19 protein-coding genes are annotated in these 21,798 nt (G+C 59.1%); 14 read left to right on the top strand and 5 right to left on the bottom strand.

Annotated elements, in window-relative coordinates; all coding sequences use genetic code 11:
• Nucleotides 1-52 precede the first annotated feature (52 nt).
• Entirely contained in the window at nt 53-1,585 is a 1,533-nt protein-coding gene (gene ubiB, locus QZ498_RS02985; protein WP_294620094.1) for a 2-polyprenylphenol 6-hydroxylase, read from the bottom strand.
• The gene (gene ubiE / locus QZ498_RS02980) at nt 1,586-2,329 is read right to left on the bottom strand and encodes a bifunctional demethylmenaquinone methyltransferase/2-methoxy-6-polyprenyl-1,4-benzoquinol methylase UbiE (RefSeq protein ID WP_294620092.1); all 744 of its coding nucleotides are present in this window, start codon (nt 2,327-2,329) and stop codon (nt 1,586-1,588) included. It lies immediately after the preceding gene.
• A gap of 95 nt (nt 2,330-2,424) precedes the next feature.
• Here ubiE and mutM point away from each other — a divergent pair, with 95 nt between their 5' ends.
• From mutM to QZ498_RS02960, 4 genes are all read left to right on the top strand, one after another.
• Nucleotides 2,425-3,276, top strand: coding sequence for a bifunctional DNA-formamidopyrimidine glycosylase/DNA-(apurinic or apyrimidinic site) lyase (mutM, locus tag QZ498_RS02975; RefSeq protein ID WP_294620090.1), 852 nt, complete (start codon nt 2,425-2,427; stop codon nt 3,274-3,276).
• A 65-nt stretch (nt 3,277-3,341) separates the two neighbouring features.
• Entirely contained in the window at nt 3,342-4,118 is a 777-nt protein-coding gene (locus tag QZ498_RS02970) for an enoyl-CoA hydratase (RefSeq protein ID WP_294620088.1), read from the top strand.
• A 430-nt stretch (nt 4,119-4,548) separates the two neighbouring features.
• Entirely contained in the window at nt 4,549-4,866 is a 318-nt protein-coding gene (locus QZ498_RS02965; protein ID WP_294620086.1) for a helix-turn-helix transcriptional regulator, read from the top strand.
• Nucleotides 4,863-5,915, top strand: coding sequence for a permease (locus QZ498_RS02960; RefSeq protein WP_294620084.1), 1,053 nt, complete (start codon nt 4,863-4,865; stop codon nt 5,913-5,915). Before QZ498_RS02965 ends, QZ498_RS02960 begins: the two co-directional genes overlap by 4 nt.
• Nucleotides 5,916-6,127: 212 nt before the next feature.
• Here QZ498_RS02960 and doeA read toward each other — a convergent pair whose 3' ends face one another.
• Nucleotides 6,128-7,312 (bottom strand): ectoine hydrolase DoeA, encoded by a 1,185-nt coding sequence (doeA, locus tag QZ498_RS02955; protein ID WP_294620082.1) that lies wholly within the window; start codon nt 7,310-7,312, stop codon nt 6,128-6,130.
• Between the two features lie 162 nt (nt 7,313-7,474).
• Here doeA and eutB point away from each other — a divergent pair, with 162 nt between their 5' ends.
• The 10 genes from eutB (at nt 7,475) to QZ498_RS02905 (ending at nt 19,227) form a co-directional block, all read left to right on the top strand.
• The gene (gene eutB, locus QZ498_RS02950; protein WP_294620080.1) at nt 7,475-8,476 is read left to right on the top strand and encodes a hydroxyectoine utilization dehydratase EutB; all 1,002 of its coding nucleotides are present in this window, start codon (nt 7,475-7,477) and stop codon (nt 8,474-8,476) included.
• A complete protein-coding gene (locus QZ498_RS02945) occupies nt 8,466-9,458 on the top strand; it encodes a cyclodeaminase (RefSeq protein WP_294620078.1) in 993 nt (330 codons plus the stop codon). Before eutB ends, QZ498_RS02945 begins: the two co-directional genes overlap by 11 nt.
• Before the next feature lie 32 nt (nt 9,459-9,490).
• On the top strand, nt 9,491-10,219 hold the full coding sequence (locus QZ498_RS02940; protein ID WP_294620076.1) for a nitrilase-related carbon-nitrogen hydrolase: 729 nt from the start codon (nt 9,491-9,493) through the stop codon (nt 10,217-10,219).
• 13 nt (nt 10,220-10,232) lie between these two features.
• The gene (locus QZ498_RS02935) at nt 10,233-10,706 is read left to right on the top strand and encodes an Lrp/AsnC family transcriptional regulator (RefSeq protein WP_294620249.1); all 474 of its coding nucleotides are present in this window, start codon (nt 10,233-10,235) and stop codon (nt 10,704-10,706) included.
• Nucleotides 10,707-10,816: 110 nt separating this feature from the next.
• Nucleotides 10,817-12,292 (top strand): NAD-dependent succinate-semialdehyde dehydrogenase, encoded by a 1,476-nt coding sequence (locus QZ498_RS02930; protein ID WP_294620074.1) that lies wholly within the window; start codon nt 10,817-10,819, stop codon nt 12,290-12,292.
• Nucleotides 12,293-12,370: 78 nt separating this feature from the next.
• Nucleotides 12,371-13,741 (top strand): aspartate aminotransferase family protein, encoded by a 1,371-nt coding sequence (locus tag QZ498_RS02925; RefSeq protein WP_294620072.1) that lies wholly within the window; start codon nt 12,371-12,373, stop codon nt 13,739-13,741.
• 227 nt (nt 13,742-13,968) lie between these two features.
• On the top strand, nt 13,969-15,072 hold the full coding sequence (locus QZ498_RS02920) for an ABC transporter ATP-binding protein (RefSeq protein WP_294620069.1): 1,104 nt from the start codon (nt 13,969-13,971) through the stop codon (nt 15,070-15,072).
• Between the two features lie 110 nt (nt 15,073-15,182).
• Entirely contained in the window at nt 15,183-16,295 is a 1,113-nt protein-coding gene (locus QZ498_RS02915; protein ID WP_294620067.1) for an ABC transporter substrate-binding protein, read from the top strand.
• Nucleotides 16,296-16,378: 83 nt separating this feature from the next.
• Nucleotides 16,379-18,046, top strand: a complete 1,668-nt coding sequence (locus tag QZ498_RS02910) for an ABC transporter permease (RefSeq protein WP_294620065.1) — start codon at nt 16,379-16,381, stop codon at nt 18,044-18,046.
• A gap of 5 nt (nt 18,047-18,051) precedes the next feature.
• Nucleotides 18,052-19,227: an ABC transporter permease gene (locus QZ498_RS02905; protein WP_294620063.1), complete on the top strand. Its 1,176-nt coding sequence runs from the start codon at nt 18,052-18,054 to the stop codon at nt 19,225-19,227.
• A gap of 48 nt (nt 19,228-19,275) precedes the next feature.
• Here the strand turns inward: QZ498_RS02905 and QZ498_RS02900 are convergent, their stop codons facing one another.
• Both QZ498_RS02900 and QZ498_RS02895 read right to left on the bottom strand, forming a co-directional pair.
• Entirely contained in the window at nt 19,276-20,778 is a 1,503-nt protein-coding gene (locus QZ498_RS02900; RefSeq protein WP_294620061.1) for a citrate lyase subunit alpha, read from the bottom strand.
• Nucleotides 20,779-21,645: a branched-chain amino acid aminotransferase gene (locus QZ498_RS02895; protein ID WP_294620059.1), complete on the bottom strand. Its 867-nt coding sequence runs from the start codon at nt 21,643-21,645 to the stop codon at nt 20,779-20,781.
• Between the last annotated feature and the right edge of the window lie 153 nt (nt 21,646-21,798).

The raw sequence follows: 21,798 nt of genomic DNA, 5'->3' as shown, positions 1-21,798 counted from the left end.
GACTTTGCGCCGGTCTATGTTCCGGAGCGATGTGTCGCTTTTTAGGAACGGGTCAGTTCAGCAGAAACACGGCCGCCATGACAGCGCCCCCGGTCACGGCCCCGCCCATGGCCCATATGGCGGGCCATATGCGGCTTTGGCGGGGTTCTGGCGTGACAGGCATGGATTGCCGAATCAACGCATTCTCCACGATTCCGGGCAGGCGCGGCCCATAGCGCGACAAGACGGCCAGCGTCTTGCCCAAGTCCCGGCTCACGGCGCGCGGGCCGATGTTCTTGCGGATGTAATCTTCGACCACCGGCCGGGCCACCTGCCAGATGTTGATCTGCGGGTTCAGGCTTCGCGCGACGCCTTCCACCACAACCATCGTCCGTTGCAACAGGATCAACTCGGTCCTGGTTTCCATGCCAAAGCGTTCCGTGACCTCAAACAGGTAGCTTAGCAAGCTGCCCATCGAAATATGGCTCGCATCCATGCCGAAAATCGGTTCGCCCACGGCGCGCAGCGCGCGGGCAAATTCATCCACATCCCGGTCGGCGGGCACATATCCCGCCTCGAAATGCACCTCCGCCACCCGGCGGTAATCGCGCTTGATAAAGCCATAAAGAATCTCGGCATAAACCCGGCGAGTGTATTCGTCGATATGCCCCATGATCCCGAAATCATAGGCGATGATATCGCCGTTCGGCGCAACCTTCAGGTTGCCTTGGTGCATATCGGCGTGGAAATACCCATCGCGAAGCGCATGGCTCAGGAACAGTTGCAAAACCCGCTCGCCCAAAGCCACCCGGTCATGCCCGCCCGCATCCAGCGCGGCATTATCTCCCAAAGGCAAGCCATCGGCCCAGCCCATGGTCATCACCCGGCGCCGCGACAGGGGCCATTTGATCTCGGGCAGGGTAAAGCCCACGTCCTCGGTGGTATTGGCGGCAAATTCACTGGCCGAGGAGGCCTCAAGCCGCAAATCCAGCTCGCCCATGACCACGCCTTCAAAATGCGCAATCACATCCGTCGGACGCAGGCGGCGCGACGAAGGCGACAGAAATTCAATGACATTGGCGGCGAAATAAAACGCGTCGATATCCTTGCGAAAGGCCTTTTCGATACCGGGCCGCAGCACCTTGACCGCCACCGCCTCGCCAGTGTCGCGCACCCGTGCCTGATGCACCTGCGCGATCGAGGCCGCGGCCACCGGCGGGCTGAACTCGTCAAACAGGCTGTCCACCTCCGCGTTCAGCTCTTGCTCGATGCTCTCGCGCGCCTCCTCCACCGAAAAAGGCGGCAGCTTGTCCTGCAGCACCCGCAATTGCGTGGCCAGATCATCGCCCACCAGATCGGGCCGTGTCGAAAGGATTTGCCCGAACTTGATATAGGCCGGGCCAAGTGCCGTCAGCGCGCGGGTGGCGGGGGGCATACTCGGGTCACCCTTGTAACCCAACCACTGAAACGGCCATGCCAGAAAGCGCATGATCGCCCGCACCTGCGGCGGCGCGTCCATCGCCTCCATCACAAGGCCCATGGCCCCCGTGCGCTCAAGCGTGGCGCCGGTTCGGATCAGGCGCAGGATATTGTGCGGTCCGCGCATTTAAATCTTCCACCCCGAATGAAGGCAGGCAATCCCAAGGCTCAGGTTGCGATATTTCGCATTCTCGAATCCCGCGCCGCGCACCATTCCAAGGAAGGTGTCTTGGTCCGGGAACTTGCGGATCGATTCCACCAGATATTGGTAACTGTCACGATCCCCGGCAATCGCCTGCCCCATGCGCGGGATGATGTGGAAGGAATACAAATCATAGGCCCACTGCATCAACTCGTTGGGAATCTGGCTGAATTCCAGCACCATCACCCGCCCGCCGGGTTTCAAAACCCTGTAGGCCTCGGCCAAGGCCTCCTCGGGCCGGGTTACGTTCCTGATCCCGAAACTGATGGTGTAAACGTCAAAACTGTTATCCTCGAAGGGCAGGGCCATCGCATCGCCCACCACCCAGTCAAGGCTGTCGGCCATGGCCTCGGCTTCGGCCCGCTTGCGGCCCTCCACCAACATCGGCTCGGTCAGGTCCAACACCGTGGCATGGCCCGCGCCCGCACGCTTCAGAAACCGGAACGAGATATCGCCGGTGCCGCCCGCCACATCCAAAAGCCGCTGACCGGGTCGCGGGGCCAGCCAATCCATCATCGCATCCTTCCAGATACGGTGTATCCCGAAAGACATGGCATCGTTCATGACGTCATATTTCGACGCGACCGATCCGAAAACGCCCCGCACGCGGCCCGCCTTCTCGCCCTCGGGCACGTCCTGAAATCCGAAATGGGTGGTTTTCTCACTCATGGTCGCACCGGGGCCTTGCCGTTCAACTCTCTCGCCCTTCTTATAGGGCGCAAACCGGGGGTTACAATGCACCCGCACCACGACAGGACCAAACCATGCCCGAATTGCCCGAGGTTGAGACAGTGCGCCGCGGCCTTGCCCCCGCGATGGAGGGCGCGGCAATCACGAAAGCGCAAGTGAACCGCCCCGATCTGCGCTGGTCGTTCCCCGACAACATGGCCGCGCGCCTCACGGGGCAGACCGTGCAAACCCTGCGCCGCCGCTCGAAGTACATCCTTGCCGATCTGTCCAGCGGCGAAACCCTACTGATTCACCTCGGCATGTCGGGTCGGATGACCGTCTCGGGCGACCCGCTTGGCCGCTTCCACCATGACCACCCCACGCCGGAAAAACACGACCATGTGGTGCTGGATATGTCGAACGGCGCACGCATCACCTTCAACGACCCCCGCCGCTTCGGCGCGATGGACCTGATGGACACCGCAACCGCCGATTCCCACCCGCTTCTGGCCAAACTCGGCCCCGAACCGCTGGGCAATACCTTCGACGGCCCCTATCTCGCCGCGCAACTCAAAACCCGCAACACACCAATCAAATCCGCCCTTCTGGATCAGCGAATCGTCGCAGGTTTGGGCAACATCTACGTCTGCGAAACCCTGTTCCGCGCCGGAATTTCCCCCAAACGCCGGGCAAAAAATCTCTCAAGCCACCGCGCCGCCGCCCTCGTCCCGATCATCCGCGATGTCCTGACCGATGCCATCACCGCCGGCGGCTCCTCGCTCAAGGATTTTCGCCAAGCAGACGGTGAGCTTGGCTATTTTCAACACAGTTTCGACACCTATGACCGCGAGGGCCACCCCTGCCGCAAACCGGGCTGCACAGGCACCATAAAACGAATCGTTCAGTCGGGCCGCTCCAGTTTCTATTGCCCGGTCTGTCAAAGATAAGGTTGATCGCCCCGCCAACAGTGGTAAGGAATCCATTCTGACTGAAACAAGCGAAAGCAGATTTCATGGCCTTTGAGACGATCATCGTCGAAGTAGAAGACCACGTCGCCCTTATCAAACTCAACCGCCCGGATGCCCTCAATGCCCTCAACGATCAGTTGATGCGCGAGCTGTGCAAGGCGTTGAAAGAGGCGCAGGCAAACGAAAAGGTGCGTTGCATCATCCTCACCGGTTCCGACAAGGCATTCGCCGCCGGGGCCGACATCAAAATGATGAGCGGCAAGGGATTCGTCGACGTCTTCACCGAAGACCTCTTCGGCCCCGAAAGCGAGGCCATCATGGGCATTCGCAAGCCGATCATCGCCGCGGTCTCCGGCTACGCGCTGGGCGGCGGGTGCGAATTGGCGATGATGTGCGATTTCATCATCGCCTCGGACACCGCCAAATTTGGCCAGCCCGAGATCAACCTCGGCGTCATGGCGGGCCTTGGTGGCTCACAGCGCCTGACGCGCTTCATCGGCAAATCCAAGGCGATGGACATGAACCTGACGGGCCGCTTCATGGACGCGGATGAGGCCGAACGCTCCGGCCTCGTCTCCCGCGTCGTGCCCGCCAAAAAGCTGATGGAGGAGGCCCGCTCCGCCGCCGAGAAGATCGCCGAGAAATCCATGGTCACCACCATGGCGGTGAAAGAGGCGGTCAACCGCTCCTACGAGACCACCCTGCGCGAAGGGCTCTTGTTCGAACGCCGCGTCTTCCACTCGCTCTTTGCAACCGAAGACCAATCCGAAGGCATGGCCGCCTTCGTCGAAAAACGCGAACCACAATTCCGCGACAAGTAGAGCGTTTCCAGTTTACCTTGACTTAAACTGCATCACCAATATCCCGAGAAGGCCGTAGGCGTGGCAGGGTATTGGTGATGCAACAATAACTGGAAACGCTTTAAGCCGGGATATAGGTTAAGAAATCGCAAAAGGCGCGGGCTTCGGTCCGCGCCTTTTGTTTTTGTGCAGGCGCGGAATCAAGGCCGAAGGCCGCCGCGCCAAAGCCGACGCGCCCCGTCGCCCTAAAGGGGCGCCGACATGATGACGGCACGCCTTCGGCGTGACGCGGCGGCTTTTGGGCAACGACAGAACACCGCTTGAGGTCATTCGGACACGGCAACCATAAAGCACAGCCGCCCACATCGCCCAATCGCCCCCGCGCGCGTCGTCTTTGGCGCGGCTCAACCAAAAACCTTTACAAAACTAGTTTTATAGTTATTTTTTCACCATGAGCACAACATCCCCCAACGCCCGCGCCCTTGCCGCCCTTGGCCATGACGCCCGCCTGTCGATCTTCCGCCTGCTGGTCAAAGCCGGTGACGATGGCTTGCGGATCAGTGACATCGGCGCACATCTCGGCATCGCCCCTTCCACCTTGGCGCATCACCTCTCAACCCTCGTCGAGGCTGGGCTTGTCAAACAAGACAAACGCGGGCGCGAGGTGGTCAACCGCGTGGATTACCCCGCCATGCACCGCGTGGTCGATTTCCTCACTTCCGAATGCTGCGTCGGCGTCACCGTGAAAACACCCGAGGCCACCGAATGACCGAACAAACCACCTGCTGCGCACCCAAGCCCGCCTCGCCACTGCAACGGCTTTGGTCCGAGCATCGGATCTGGCTTATTTCGGCTCTGATCCTGCTGATCCTTGCCATTTTCGACACAGCGCAAGCCATGCAAAGTGCCACCTTCACCGCCAAGGCGCTCTTGCACACCGCGCCCTACCTGATCCTCTCCATCGGCATCGCCGCATGGGCCGGGGCCACCGGGGCCGATAACCTCATTGCCCGCGCCTTCACCGGCGCGCCCGCGCTGATGATCCTGCTGGGCGCTTTGGCCGGGGGCCTCTCGCCCTTCTGCTCCTGCGGGGTCATCCCGCTGATCGCCGCCTTGCTCGCCATGGGGGTTCCCCTCTCGGCGGTCATGGCCTTTTGGCTGGCCTCGCCCATCATGGACCCGTCAATGTTTGTCCTCACCACCGGCGTCTTGGGCCTTCAATTCGCCGTGGCCAAGACCGCCGCCGCCATTGGTCTAGGCGTCTTTGGTGGCACGGTCGTGCATCTGCTGGCCCGGGGCGGGGGCCTCGCCAACCCGCTGCGCGAAGGCATCGGCAACGGCGGTTGCGGGGCTTCGACCGTGCGCGCGCCCAAACCCGTCGTCTGGCGCTTCTGGCAAGACGCCGAGCGGCTTCAGAAGTTCGCCCGAGTCGCATGGGATACCACCCTGTTCCTCGCCAAATGGCTCACCCTCGCCTTCCTGATCGAAAGCCTGATGCTGGCTTGGATCCCTGCGGAAACCGTCACTGCCACCCTTGGCGGCACCGGCCTTCTGCCGATCATTTCGGCCACCCTCGTCGGCGTCCCGGCTTACCTCAACGGCTATGCCGCCCTGCCGCTCGTCGGCGGGCTGATCGAACAGGGCATGGCCCCCGGCGCGGGCTTGGCCTTCCTCGTCGCAGGCGGCGTCACCTCGATCCCGGCGGCCATGGCCGTCTGGGCGCTGGCCCGCCCGCCGGTCTTCGCGCTTTACATCGCGCTGTCCCTGTCGGGGGCCTTCGCGGTGGGGCTGTTGTTTCAACTGTGGCAAATGGTTTGAAACCTCCTTCTGCACGGTTTGCGCCAGTAGGCCACCAAGAGGTTTCCAAAGCCTTTAATCACCGTGCGTAGGGTGCGCATTCACTGCGCACCAACCCCCCGCATCAATGTGTTTCGTACGACTCGTACGACAGCCCAAAAGAAACCCCCGATTTTCGTACGAAATCGGGGGTCTTTGCGTACGAATCGTACGAAATCCAGCAGTTAACGAAATCAGTCCTTCACAAACATTTTTCGCGGCCTGTCACAGAAAGTTTCCGCCGGTCCATCCTCTTTGATCAGGATGGATTCGGTGATCTCAAGGCCCCAATCCGACATCCAAAGCCCTGGCATGAAATGGAAAGTCATCCCCGGCTCCAGCACGGTTTCGTCCTCGGCCCGCAGGCTGATGGTCCGCTCGCCCCAATCCGGCGGATAGCTGAGGCCAATGGGATAGCCACAGCGCGCACCGCGCTCAATCCCAGCTTTTTCAAGGGGTTGGGCCAAGGCATTGGCAATGTCGCAGGCCCGGTTACCGGCCCGTGCGGCCTCTAAACCGGCCTCTAACCCTTCAACCAGCGCCTTTTCCGCATCCAGCAGGAATTGCGGCGGCTTGCCAAGGAAAAGCGTCCGGCAGAAGGGCGCGTGATAGCGGCGGTAACATCCTGAAATCTCGAAGAAAGTTGCTTCGCCTTCCGCAAAATCGCGGCCATCCCACGTCAGGTGCGGCGCGGCAGCATCCGAGCCCGAGGGCAGCAGTGGCACAATCGCCGGGTAATCGCCCCAGGCACCATCCACGCCGCGAATGCCATCGCGCATGATTTCGGCCACCACCTCGTTCTTCGGCACCCCCACTTCAACCCGCTCCAAAAGGCCATCCACGATCTTCTCACTGATCGCCGCGGCCTTGCGAATGAAGGACAGTTCTTCCTCCGACTTGACCCCACGTTGCCAGTTCACAAGCGCCGTTGCGTCAACGAAGGTAGCATTGGGAAGCTCGGCTTGAAGAACCGCGTAAGCCTTTGCCGAGAAATAATAATTATCCATCTCAACGCCAATGCGCTTGGCGTCGACGCCCATGCCGCGCAGGCGCTCGGCAAGGTCTTGCATCGGGTGCCGCTCGGTGGATTGCACGTAGTTGTCGGCGTAACCCATCACCCTGTCGTCGGTCATCCAGACGGTCCGCACCCCGCCATTGGCATCCTGATTTCGACCCCACCAAATCGGGTCCGCATCCGGCAGCACGATCACACCCTGATGGACGTAAAACGACCAGCCGTCATAGCCGGTCAGCCAGTTCTGATTCGACGGGTCCGTGACAAACAGAACATCCACGCCATTGGCCTCCATAGCCTTGCGCGTCTTGTCCAACCGGCGATCAAACTCACCTTGTGAAAAGGGTAGGTCCTTATGGATCATCGTTCATCCTCACTGTCGGGTTTACCCCATACTCTGCCCTATGTGTTTGATTGCCCCAAGAAAAACGGCACTTGGTGTCGCTTTTGGGAAATTTCTTGTCCTGCGCTTGACGCTACGCTGCGCCGACGCAAAGCTGCCGGACAAGCAAACAGGGAGAGATCAATGCAGCCAACTCTGGCCGATATCTATGCCGCGGCCAAGGTCATTCGCGGCGTGGCCGATGCCACACCTTTGGTCCCGTCTCCTTTCATGTCCAACAAGGCAGGGGCGGATTTCCTGTTGAAATTGGAGAACATGCAGCCCATTGGCGCCTTCAAATTGCGTGGGGCCTACAACGCTGTGGCGGGGGTGCAGGATGCCAAGGGCGTCACCTGCTGCTCCACCGGCAACCATGGGCGGGGTGTGGCCTTCGCCGCTCGCGAACGCGGGATGCGCGCCGTGATCTGCATGTCGGAACTGGTGCCACAGGCCAAGGTTGATGGGATCAAAGCGCTTGGCGCAGAGGTGGCCATCAAAGGGCGGTGCCAAGACGACGCCTTGGCCGAATCTCATCGCCTTGTCGCCGAAGAAGGCCTTGTTGAAATCTCCCCCTTTGACGATCCGCTGGTGATCTCGGGACAGGGGACTATCGGTTTGGAAATTCTTCAATCTCGCCCGGATGTTACCACCCTTCTGGTGCCGCTTTCCGGGGGTGGTTTGGCCGCCGGTGTCGCCCTCGCGGCAAAGTCGATCAACCCCAATATCCGCGTTGTCGGCATCACCATGGATCGCGGCGCGGCGATGTACGAAAGCATCAAGGCGGGCCGCCCTGTCGAGGTGCCAGAAGTGGCCAGTCTGGCCGACTCCCTTGGGGGCGGTATCGGGATGCAGAACAAACTCAGTTTCCCGATGTGCCGCGACCTTCTGGATGAGATCGTTTTGGTGACCGAGGAAGAAATCTATCACGCCATGCAGGTGCTCTATTACGAGGACCGCATGGTCGCCGAAGGGGCTTGCGTTGTCGGTCTGGCGGCTGTGCTGACGGGCAAGGTCACTTTGGACGGTCCTACCGCCACGATTATTACCGGCCGCAATCTAGACATGCCCACCTTCACCCGCATCATGACCGGCCAAGATGTGCAACTTGGCGATACCATCGTAACAGGAACGCCCTATGCCGCATGACATCCGCATCGTGACCGAGGCCGATTTGCGTGCGGCTGTCGGCTTGGACATCGAAACCGTCGACGTGGTTGAGCAGGCCTTCACCGCCCTTGCCGGGGGTGAGGTTGTGATGCCCCCGATCCTGTCGATGGACCTGCCCGCCGCCAATGGCGAAGTCGATGTAAAAACCGCCTATATTCCCGGGTTTGAGGGCTTCGCGATCAAGGTCAGTCCGGGGTTTTTCGACAACCCAAAACTGGGCCTTGCGTCGCTGAATGGCCTGATGATCCTCTTCTCCGCCAAAACCGGGTTGGTGCAGGCGCTGTTCCTCGACAATGGCTATCTCACCGACATTCGCACCGCCGCCGCCGGGGCCGTGGCGGCCCGCCACCTTGCCCCGCATACCGTTGAAACCGCAGGGGTCATCGGCACGGGGGTGCAGGCGCGTCTGCAAATGCAAGCGGCACATCTGGTGCGACCTTTCAAACGCCTTCTGGTCTGGGGCCGGGACGCCGCCAAGGCGCAAACCTGCGCCGAGGATATGGCAACACAATTGGGGATCGAGGCGCAAGCCATATCGGATCCCGCCGAACTGGTCGCGCAAAGCCAGCTTGTCGTCACCACCACCCCCGCGCGTGAACCTGTCCTACAGGCTGAATGGCTGCATCCGGGTGTGCATATCACGGCCATGGGATCAGATCAGGAAGGCAAAAACGAGATTGACCCTAAGGCCCTGATGCAGGCCGATCTTTATGTCGCTGACCGCGTCAGCCAGACCGAAAAACTGGGCGAGCTGCGCAGCGCGCAGGAAGCCGGGCTTTGGGATCGCGGTATTCCCGCCGAATTGGGGCAGGTGATCACCGGACAGGCCCCGGGCAGGCGAAGCGAAGAAGACATCACAATTGCCGACCTCACCGGCACCGGCGCACAGGACACTGCCATTGCCAGCCATGTCTACCAGATGCTCAAGGATGGTCCTGCTGGTACGGTGATCTCTGCATGAAGCTAGGGGTTTATCAGTGCAAAGATGCGGGCTTGAGCGCGGCAGAGCGGTTGGCGAAGCTGGAAAAGCAAATCGCCGGGCAGGGCCTTGATATGGTTCTCTGCCCTGAGCTTTACCCGACAGGCTATAACCCAACACTGGATTACAATGCCCTGTCTGAGCCTTCGGATGGCCCCTTTGCGCATGCGATCGGAACGCTTGCCCGCAACCACGGCACCGCGATCGCCTATGGCTATCCTGAGCGGGCGGGGGATACCCTTTACAACTCCGCCGCCCTGATCGACGCCTCGGGCACGCTTTTGGCCAATCATCGCAAACGTCTTCCCTCGCCGCAAAGTTTCGAAGTGGCCACCTTTGCCAAAGGCCCTTCGGTTACCTTTGCCGACCTATGCGGCCTGCGTGTGGCCATCATCATCTGTTACGAGGTGGAATTCCCCGAAAGCCTGCGCCAAGCCGCGCAGGGCGGTGCGCAGCTTGTGCTTGTCCCAACGGCTTTGGGCGCGGAATGGGGCGTGGTGGCCGAGAAGATGGTGCCAACCCGCGCCTTTGAAAACGGTGTCTGGTTGGCCTATGCCGATCACGCGGGCGAAGAGGGTGGATTGGCCTTCTTTGGCGGCTCGCGTATCGTGGCCCCCGATGGGCAGGACGCGGCGGTTGTCGGGCCGGGGCGCGAAGGGCTGATCACCGCTAAGGTGGACGTGGCCCGCGTGACGGCGGCACAGGCGCGGTTGCCTTACTTGCAAAATTGTGTGGAGCTTTGATGGGCAAGGCATGCTGAAACTCGATGATCGTGATCTTGCCATCCTGCGGGTGCTGTCCACCGATGGCCGCATCACCAAGGCACAATTGGCCGAACGTGTAGGGCTTTCGGCAAGCCCCTGTTGGGAACGCCTTCGCAAACTTGAGGATGCCGGGGTCATCGAAGGCTACAACGCACGGCTGAACCTCAAGAAACTCGGGCCGCATGTCACCGTGTTCGTCGCCGCCGAACTGGCCGACCACACACCAGCCAGCTTCCGTGCGTTCGAGGAAAGCGTACAGCATTATCAGGAGGTCACGGCCTGCTGGGCGCTGGGCGGTGGGTTTGATTACCTGATGCAGATCGTGACCACGGATATCGACAGCTATCAACGCCTGATCGACGAGATGCTGGAGGCGCGCATCGGGCTGGCGCGGTACTTCACCTATATCGTGACCAAGCCGGTGAAATCCCCGTCGATGCCACCCATTGCAGAGCTTGCAGAGTGAATCATCTGCAAATTGGGCTCCTTGAAGAAGAATCATCTGTAATAGCTATGAAGTTCAGCCCCAACCTTTGCCTGTGAACAGATAATTCTTCCTCAAACGGAGGGAGAATTATGTCTGATTCAGCGATCTGGACCCGCAATGGCGTCACCGACGCCCGACTTGTCCGCAATTTTTCCTATGTGAACGGGAAATGGACCGCAGGGGATGAAAACGCGACTATCACAGTGACCAACCCGGCCGATGGCGTGGTGCTGGGCGATGTGGCCAGCCTCTCCGCCGAACAGGCGCAAACTGCTGTCGACGCCGCACAGTCGGCTTTTCCCGATTGGTCCATGACCTTGCCCCAGGACCGCTCGGCCATCTTGCGCCGTTGGTTCGACCTGATGCTGGAGCATAAGGAAGACTTGGCGCGGATCATGGTCTTGGAACAGGGCAAACCCCTGTCTGAGGCGCGCGGCGAAATCGACTATGCCGCTAGCTTCGTGGAGTACTACGCCGAAGAGGCCAAGCGCCCGAATATCGAAGGGGTCACAAGCCATCTTCCTGATGCCGAGGTTGAGCTTTGGTTGGAACCCGTGGGCGTCGCGGCCCTGATCACCCCGTGGAACTTTCCCTGTGCCATGCTGACGCGCAAGGCGGCGGCGGCCATGGCGGCGGGCTGTACCATCGTGGCACATCCGTCTGGCGAAACGCCCTATTCGGCGCTGGCCTTGGCCGAACTGGCGGAACGCGCGGGTATTCCGGCGGGCGTTTTCAATGTGCTGACCGGTAAGGCCGCGACCATTGTTGAGCCTTGGACGCAGGACAAGCGCGTGCGCGCCCTGTCGTTCACCGGCTCGACCGAAGTGGGGCGACTCCTCTACCGCCAATCGGCCGACACGGTGAAACGCTTGGTGATGGAGCTGGGTGGCCATGCTCCTGTGATCGTCTTCAAGGGTAGCGATATGGACATCGCGATCGAAGAGACAATGGGTGCCAAATGGGCCACCACCGGGCAAGACTGCCTTGGGGCCAACCGTATCTATGTTGAGCGTGCTATTTACGATGAATTCTGCAATCGTTTCGTCGAGGCGACCAAAGCCCTGACTCTTGGCAAAGGCATGGATGACCCCGACCTTGGTCCGTTGATGAACGAAAAAGCCGTGCAAAAGCAGGAAGAACACGTTGCCGATGCGCTGTCGAAGGGCGCAAAGCTCGCTTGCGGAGGCAAGCGCGACGACCTTGGCCCGCTGTTCTACCAACCCACCGTGCTGACCGATGTGCCCGAAGACGCGGCCATCATGCACGAGGAGACTTTTGGCCCTGTCGCGGCGATTACTTCCTTTGACACAGAAGAAGAAGTGGTGCGCCGCGCCAATGACACCGAATACGGCCTTGTCGCCTATCTGCACAGCCATGACCCCCGCCGTATCTACCGCGTGACGCGCGCGTTGCAATTCGGCATGGTGGCTGTGAACCGTACCAAGGTCACCGGCGCGCCAATTCCCTTTGGCGGGGTCAAGCAATCGGGCCTTGGCCGTGAAGGTGCCCGAAAGGGCATGGAAGAATTTATGGAGATCAAATACGTCTGCCGCGATTGGGCGTGAGCGGGCGAAATCTTGCAAAGATTTCGGTCCGGAGTTTTCGGAAAATTCCGGTGCCGGTACCATACGAAAGGACAAAAAATGCTGAAGAACGACCAACTGGACCAATGGGACCGCGATAACTTTTTCCATCCCTCGACGCATCTTGCGCAATTTGCGCGGGGTGAGGCCCCAAACCGCGTGATCACCGGCGGCACAAACTGCCATATCGAAGACCGTGACGGGAACAAGCTGCTGGATGCCTTCGCTGGCCTTTACTGCGTCAACGTTGGCTATGGCCGTCAGGACATTGCCGATGCGATTGCCGAGCAAGCCAAGGAACTTGCCTATTACCATGCCTATGTGGGCCACGGCACGGAGGCGAGCATCACCCTGTCCAAGATGATCATGGACCGCGCGCCGAAGAACATGAGCAAGGTTTATTTTGGCCTGTCGGGGTCGGACGCGAACGAGACCAACGTCAAACTGATATGGTACTACAACAACATCCTTGGCCGCCCAGAGAAGAAGAAGATCATTTCGCGCTGGCGCGGCTATCACGGCTCGGGCCTGATGACTGGTTCGCTGACTGGGTTGGAACTGTTCCACAAGAAGTTTGACCTGCCTCTGACGCAGGTGATCCATACCGAAGCGCCCTACTACTTCCGCCGTGACGATCTTGATCAAACCGAAGAGCAATTCGTGCAGCATTGCGTTGATGAACTGGAAGCTCTCATAGAACGCGAAGGGGCCGACACCATTGCCGCCTTCATCGGTGAGCCGGTTTTGGGTACCGGGGGTATCGTTCCGCCGCCCGCAGGCTACTGGGCGGCAATCCAAGAGGTGCTGAAGAAGCATGACATCCTTTTGGTTGCTGACGAGGTTGTTACCGGTTTTGGCCGTCTGGGCACCATGTTCGGCTCGGACCACTATGGGCTGGAGCCTGACCTGATCACGATCGCCAAGGGTCTGACTTCGGCCTATGCCCCGCTGTCCGGCTCCATCGTGGGCGAAAAGATGTGGAAGGTGTTGGAGCAAGGCACCGACGAGAATGGCCCCATCGGCCATGGCTGGACCTACTCGGCGCACCCGATTGGGGCTGCGGCTGGCGTTGCCAATCTCAAGTTATTGGATGAACTGGACCTGATCGCCAATAACCGTACTGTTGGCACTTACCTCAACCAGACCATGACCGAGGCTTTGGGTGACCATGCCAATGTGGGCGATGTTCGTGGCGAAGGAATGCTTTGCGCCGTTGAATTCGTGAAGGACAAGGGCAGTCGTACCTTCTTTGACGCCTCCGAAAAAGTCGGCCCCCAGATCGCGGCGGCGCTGGCATCGGAACATGTGATTGCTCGGGCAATGCCGCAGGGCGATATCCTTGGCTTCGCTCCACCCTTCTGCTTGACGCAAGCCGAAGCGGATGAAGTCGTGGCCAAGACCGCAAAGGCGGTAAATTCCGTCTTGGGGTAATGAAAAACGCCCTTTTCGCGAATCAGTAAAAGGAAAACAAAAACGCCTTCTCGCCCTATGGCGTGAAGGCGTTTTTACCGTTTTTGCCTTAAAAACTGGCCGATTGTTCTGCCGCTGCGTGAAAGTTTCAGTTTCCGACGAAATGGGCTTGCAAGCCAAGAATTTTGCCGTTTTAGTTCCAGCCGAACGTGAAAAAATCACGAGTAACAAACGACAGGGAGCCGCAAGTGGCCGAAAGTGCAAACCGCGACGCGTTCGTGGAATTTGAACGTGTGCAGAAAAGCTATGACGGTGAAACACTCGTCGTCAAAGACCTGAATCTCTCCATGCCCAAGGGCGAATTCCTGACGATGCTAGGGCCGTCGGGATCTGGAAAAACCACCTGCCTGATGATGCTCGCCGGCTTTGAGACGGCGACCCACGGCAAGATCATGTTGGACGGTGTCTCGATCAACAACATTCCGCCACACAAGCGCGGCATTGGCATGGTCTTTCAGAACTATGCGCTGTTCCCGCACATGACCGTGGCGGAGAACCTCAGTTTCCCGCTTGAGGTGCGCAAAATCGGCAAGTCCGATCGCGAGGCCAAGGTCAAGCGTGCGCTCGATATGGTGCAGATGGGGGATTTTGGAGGTCGCCGCCCGGCGCAGCTTTCGGGTGGTCAGCAACAGCGCGTCGCGCTGGCGCGTGCGCTTGTGTTCGAGCCCGAGCTTGTCTTGATGGACGAGCCGCTTGGCGCCCTTGATAAGCAGCTGCGCGAACATATGCAGTTCGAGATCACAAATCTCGCACATGACCTGGGCATCACCACGGTCTACGTGACGCACGACCAGACCGAGGCGCTGACCATGTCGGACCGTGTTGCCGTTTTTGACGATGGCCGTATTCAACAGTTGGCCCCACCCGATGAGCTTTACGAAAGCCCCGAGAACAGCTTCGTTGCGCAATTCATCGGCGAAAACAACACGCTTGAAGGCACCATCAAGGAAATCAACAATGGCCTTGCTTTGGTTGAACTTGACGACGGTGAACTGATTGATGCCAAGCCCGTGAACGTCAGCAAGCCAGGCGAGCGCACGACGATTTCGATCCGCCCCGAGCGTGTTGAGGTCGACACCGCAAAATTGGGCGAAAACGCCCACACGCTGAAGGCCGAGGTCGCCGAATTCATTTATATGGGTGATGTCTTCCGCACGCGTCTTAAGGTTGCGGGCAAGGACGATTTCATCATCAAGACCCGTAACTCGGCGGACCAACAGCGCCTACAACCCGGCCAGCAAGTGGAAATTGGTTGGTTGCCGCAGGATTGCCGGGCCCTCGACGCGGTATAAGTTAACAGTAATCGCAGCCCACAAGGACTGTGATGAGCCAGAGGCCATGCTGTTTTCACCCGTGACGCTTGGCCCGAAATGTAAAACGGGATGATACTTGGGAGTATGATATGAAACTCACAAAGACCCTTATGGCTTCTACCGCCCTGACGGTTGCAGCCGTTTCGGCGCACGCCGAAGACATGGCGAACTCGATGACGCTCGTCTCTTGGGGCGGCGCTTATCAGAAAAGCCAGGTGAACGCCTACACCAACCCCTACCAGGAAATGAACGAAGGCCTCGAAGTGGTCTGGGACGAAAGCTCGGCCGAAGCCGTGGCCAAGCTCCGCGCCATGGACGAAGCCGGCAACGTGACCTGGGACGTGGTTGACGTGGTTGCCGCGGACGCCCTGCGCCTCTGCGACGAAGGCCTCGCCATGGAAATCGACCCTGATGAGCATCTTGCCCCCGCGCCCGATGGCACGTCGGCTGAAGACGACTTTGGTGACCTGCTGGTCGGCGACTGCTTCATCCCGCAGATCGTTTATTCGACCACCTTCGGTTACCGCACCGACATGGTGCCTGAAGGTGCCGAAGCGCCCTCCGACATCTGCTCGGTCTTCGACACCGAGACTTATCCGGGCAAGCGTTCGCTTGAAAAGCGCCCGATCAACAACATGGAATGGGCGCTGCTCTGCGACGGTGTTGCCAAGGATGAAGTCTATGACGTTCTGGCCACCGAAGAAGGTCAACAGCAAGCACTCGACAAGCTGGACACCATCAAGGATGACGTGATCTGGTGGTCTGCTGGTGCCGACACGCCGCAGCTTCTGGCCGATGGCGAAGTCTTCATGGGCTCGACCTACAACGGTCGTCTGTTCAGCGTGATCGAAGAGCAGGATCAGCCGGTTGCGATGATGTGGGACGCTCAGGTGTTTGACCTGGACGGCTGGATCATCCCTGCCAACCTGCCTGAGGACCGTCTGGCCCGTGCGCTTGACTTCATCTACTTCGCCACCGACACGCAGCGTCTGGCCGATCAGGCCAAGTGGATCTCCTACGGTCCGGCACGTGCCTCCTCGGCACCGCTGGTTGGTCAACACGCGGAACTGGGTATCGACATGGCACCGCACATGCCGACCGACCCGGAAAACGCCAAGAACACCTTCCTCTACAACTACGAGTTCTGGGCTGACTACCGCGACGATATCGACGCCAAATTCCAAGCATGGCTGGCCCAATAATCCAGCCCGCCGCTTGATATGATACCGGGAGGGCCGTTTGCGGCCCTCTCCTCCCACAAAAAGAAATCACCAACGGGGACAAGATGAGCGATACCACCGATACCGGCCCGGTTCTGGCCGCTGACGGCACACCGCTGAAGCGAAGCCTGAATCGCGCGCTCAGACGGCAGAAGTTGCGCGCCCTTGGGTTGATCGCGCCGTTGCTGATCTTTGTTCTTGTCACCTTTATCGCGCCGATCGCGGATATGCTTTTTCGCTCGGTCGAGAACCAGATCGTCTCGAACACGCTGCCTGGCACCGTGCAACAGCTGGAAAGCTGGGATTCCACTTCGGGCGAAGCTCCGGGCGAAGCGGTCTACGAGGCGCTTTATTATGATATGTTCCTTGCTTCAGAGGCCAAGGAACATACGCGTCTTGGTACGCGACTGAATTACGAAGAAACCGGCGTTTCCTCGCTTTTCCGCTCATCGGGTCGTAGCGTCGATGATATCGGCGAAGACTACATTGACGCGCTTGAGGACCTCAACGAAGTCTGGGAAGACGAGAGCTTTTGGTACACGCTGATGAGCGGTGGCGAGGACGCGGCGAAAAACAGGGGTCTGCTTGAAGAAGAACGGGACCGGCTGGCCAGCCTTACAAGTGACAACTTTGGTGGCAACATCGGCTTTGTGCCCGGTCAGGAGATTTCCGATCTTTTGCCGAATACGGCGCGTGCTTACACTTCCTTTGCGCTCTTCACAGTAGTTGCTGACGAAGATGTCGTTGCCGAGGAAGAGCCTTGGGAGGCCGTCAAGATCGCGTTGGTACAAGATCTCAAGCGTGGCGTGGACCTTTCAGGATACAGTGGTTTTGGCGCGGACGAATTGCGTGCTGCCCAAGATATGCTGGCTGAGCAACCCGACATCGCGTTCAAGGAAGCCTTTCTTGAAATGGACGAAGATTGGGCTGCCACAGACAATTGGCGCACCATTCAGGTTTACAGCCCGCCTTTCACCACGGGCTATTTTTTGAACGCCATTGATATGCAGAAAGGGGTTGATGGTCCGGAAGCGCGCCCCGAGAACCAGCAGATTTATATCATGCTGTTCAAACGGACCCTTTTCATGTCGCTGGTCATTACCGGCAGCTGCATCTTGCTGGCCTATCCCGTGGCTTACCTCCTGTCGAACCTTCCGATGCGAACAGCCAACCTTTTGATGATCCTCGTGCTTTTGCCTTTCTGGACGTCACTTCTGGTGCGAACTTCGGCGTGGAAGGTGATGCTGCAACAACAAGGCGTGATCAACGATACGCTGGTCTGGTTGGGCCTTGTGGATGATGCCGGCAGGTTAATTATGATCAACAACCAGTTCGGCACGATCGTGGCGATGACTCATATCCTGCTACCTTTCATGATCCTGCCGATGTATTCGGTGATGTCGACGATCCCGCCGTCCTACGTTCGTGCGGCGCGTAGCCTTGGCGCCACCAACTGGACATCCTTCTGGCGGGTCTATTTCCCGCAGTCGGTGCCGGGTATCGGTGCGGGGTCGATCCTCGTGTTCATCCTCGCCATTGGCTACTACATCACGCCCGAAATCGTGGGTGGGACGACGGGTACATTCATCTCGAACCGGATTGCCTATCACATCTCAAGCTCTTTGAACTGGGGCTTGGCAGCGGCCTTGGGCTCGATCCTTTTGGCGGCGGTCCTGATCCTCTACTGGGCCTACGACAAGATCGTCGGCATCGACAACGTGAAGCTGGGGTAACGGATATGACCATTACTGTGATCGAACCCAAACCCGTGCCCTTTGTTGCCGCTGTTGTGGCGGCGGCCGGTGCTTTCTGTGGTCTCTTCGTTGGTACAGCGCAGGGCAATAGCCTACTCGGCGTTTTCGCCGGTGCGGCAATAACGGCGGCCTTAGCCGTCGTATTCCTCACCGTATTTCGGCAAGAAAAGGCTGCCCGTTGGATTACAACGTTGGGCACCGCGGCAATCGGTTTCGCTTTTGGCGGCGCCATGGGCGGGCTGATTGGCCTTGCTTTTGGCTGGTTCTTCGGGTGGTTTATCTTCTGGTTGGGCGAGGGGCGCTATCGCTCCAAACTGCCCCCCTATACCACGTCACTACAGGTCTTCTATCATTTCCTGTTCCGGGTGATCTGCGGGATGATCTTCTTCTTCCTGATCACGCCCATTGTCGTGGTGATGCCTCTTAGCTTCAACGCTGAAGACTTCTTCACGTTCACGCCGGAAATGCTGCGGCTTGATCCTGAAGGCTATTCGCTCAAGCACTATCGCGATTTCTTCACCAACGATGACTGGCAACAAGCGATGTGGAACTCGATTTCCATTGCGCCGATTGCCACGCTGCTGTCGGTAAGCTTCGGCACCTTGGCCGCTATCGGCCTGAGTTCTGAGCATGTACCCTTCCGCCGCCCGATCATGGCGATCCTAATCTCGCCCATGATTGTGCCGCTGATTATTTCCGCGGCAGGGATGTACTTCTTCTATTCGCGGCTTGGGCTGCAAGGTACCTTCTGGGGCGTTGTTCTGGCACACGCGGCCCTTGGCATTCCCTTTGTGATCATCACGGTGACGGCGACCTTGGTCGGGTTTGACCGCTCGCTCACACGCGCGGCGGCCAACATGGGTGCCGATCCGGTGACCACCTTCTTCCGGGTGCAGATGCCTTTGATCTTGCCGGGTGTAATCTCGGGGGGGTTGTTTGCCTTCATCACATCGTTTGACGAGGTGGTTGTCGTGCTCTTTGTCGGCTCTGCTGGGCAGAAAACCCTGCCGTGGCAGATGTTCACCGGCCTGCGCGAACAAATCTCGCCCACCATTCTTGCCGTGGCGACGATCCTTGTGGCAATCTCGATCTGTCTTTTGACAACGGTCGAACTGCTGCGCCGGCGGTCTGAACGCCTGCGCGGGATGAGTCCGGGTTAAGCCTAGGCAAACTCAAACGAATAGGGCCGGACCATGTGTCCGGCCTTTTCAGTTTGCCCGGATCACATCAATCACGCGCCCATCACGATATTCGCTGACCGCCACGATCCGGCCCTCTGGCCAATCGCGCGGGGCGGGGTCTCCATGATTGCCAAAGAGATTGTGCCGGGACAGTGTTGGAATACCTGCCTCTTGCAGGTCCTGCACGGCGTGCCGCCATCTATCGCTGCAAATGGTCACGCCAGCTTCTGTAACGACTGCATCGACGGATGCCCCTGGTGTCGTCCTGTGCAGAGTGTCACGAACAATCTTTGGACCGCTTTTGCTTTGCAACGACGTTGTGACAATCGTCATTCGCGCGCCTTCGGCCACATCGCTATGCCCGCCCGAGCCGCCGATGATCCGCCCGTCACTGGTGGTCGTGACATTGACGTTCAGGTCACGATCCACCTCGGTGGCCCCAAGAACGACCACCCCCAATTGATGCGCTACGGCATCGGCGTGGGCGGGGCTGGCATAGTCCGAGGCGGATATTCCAACGTGTGTAGGGTCATGGGTGTAAGAGCGTACAGCTTTCTGATCGAAGGCCTGCACATCCCGCAACTCTCGAAAAAGCCCTCCCTCATGCATCCTAACCAAGGGTGCCGTGATTCCGCCACAGGCGAAATCCCCAACGATGCCTTGTTCCGCCATGAGCGGCCCAAGCGCCTTGGCAACCGCAATCGAAGTTGCGCCAGCGCCGGTTTGAAAGGAAAATCCGGGAGCCCGCATCTCGGTCATTCCAATCAGGGCCGAGGTCATCGCCGCGATTTCTTGACCTCCAGCACTGGGGGCACGGGCGGTGGTGCCGGAGGCAATCCTAGAGGCGTTTCCAAGGCAATCCACCCTAACAATCTGATCGACGCGGTCGTGAGGAATACAAATACGCGGCAATACTTGATCCGGCATATCCGTGACCGCGATCACATGCGCCGCATGGGCTGCATCCACCATGGCATAGCCCAAGGGCCCGCAGGCCGATCGACCAACAGCACCGCTTAGATTGCCTATCGCATCAACACCCGGTGCGGCGATCACCGCAATATCAATTGAAAGCCTTCCAGACTCAATGGCCGCCGCCCGCCCGCCGTGGGTTTGCAAAACTGCCGGCGTGGCCAGTTTGCCCGCGCGTACAGCGTCAGCCACGGGACCGTTCAAGTAGCTGGTGGTGATCCGCGTGATAACCCCCCGCTCAATCAGCGGAACCAAACCGGCATGACAGGGAAATATCGACGAGGGCGCGATATGCAGGTCGCGCACCCCCATCTTTGCACAAACCTCAAGGGTCTGAACCACTAGGGAATCCCCATCCCGCAGATGGTGATGAAATGACAGCGTGGCTCCATCCTGGAGGCCAGAGGCCGCAAGCGCGGCCTCAAGCGATTGGGTGCGGAAAGCGTTGCCCCCGAATCTGGGCGCACGAGGCGGAGCAAGTCGAATAGCCGACCCATCCCATGGCGTTACCGGGCCATAGCCTTCGATGAACGCCGGAAGGGTAGGGCGGCCTGCCACTTAGCTACGAACCAGCTTCTCGTATCCTTCGGCAATCTCACGCGTCAAAGCGCCCACCTCGAAGGTGTACTCGCCGATCTGACCCACGGGCGTGACCTCCGCCGCCGAACCGGTCAGCCAGCATTGCTCGAACCCTTCCAGTTCCTCGGGCATGATGTGGCGCACGTTCACTTTGATCCCACGCTTTTCAAGCATCCCGATCACGGTTTGCCGCGTAAGGCCATTAAGGATCGAATCCGGGTCGGGTGTATGCACCTCGCCATCCTTGACGAAGAATACATTGGCACCCGTGGCTTCGGCGACGTACCCACGGTAATCCATGAAAAGCGCGTCCGAACACCCCTTGGCTTCGGCGGCATGCTTGGACATGGTGCAGATCATGTAAAGGCCAGCAGCTTTGGCGGCGGTGGGGATGGTCTCGGGGCTGGGCCGCTTCCACTTGGCGATATCGAGCTTTGCACCCTTCATCTTGGCATCACCATAGTAATTGCCCCATTCCCAAGCGGCGACTGCCATGCGCACAGGGTTGCGAGCAGAGGCGACACCCATGTCCTCACCCGCACCACGGAAGGCGACAACGCGCACATAGGCATCCTCAAGATTGTTGGCGTCCAGGACAGCGCGCTTGGCGGCTTCGATCTCGTCAACGGTATAGGGAATTGGCATATCCAGCAGATCACCGGATTTCAAAAGTCTCTCGGAATGCTTCCGCGACAAGAAGATCTTCCCGTCATAGCAACGCTCGCCCTCGAATACTGAACTGGCATAATGCAGTGCATGCGTCAGGATATGGACATTGGCGCCACGCCAGTCGACTAGTTGTCCGTCCATCCAGATTTTACCATCACGATCATCGTAGCCAGTCATCGTCTTTCTCCCGCTCCAAGGGTGTACTTTGCATATGTTGCGCAAGATACGTCCGAAGTGGACACAATATTGCGCCAAAACTGCGATTCGCTACCAGTTCGCTCTTGGAATGTCAATAAAGCTGACATAATATGGCGGGAAGTTTGATTCAGT

Origin of the sequence: uncultured Roseovarius sp., from assembly GCF_913057115.1 — a bacterium.
Taxonomy (GTDB): Bacteria; Pseudomonadota; Alphaproteobacteria; order Rhodobacterales; family Rhodobacteraceae; genus Roseovarius.
This window is presented reverse-complemented; position numbering and strand designations above follow the sequence as displayed.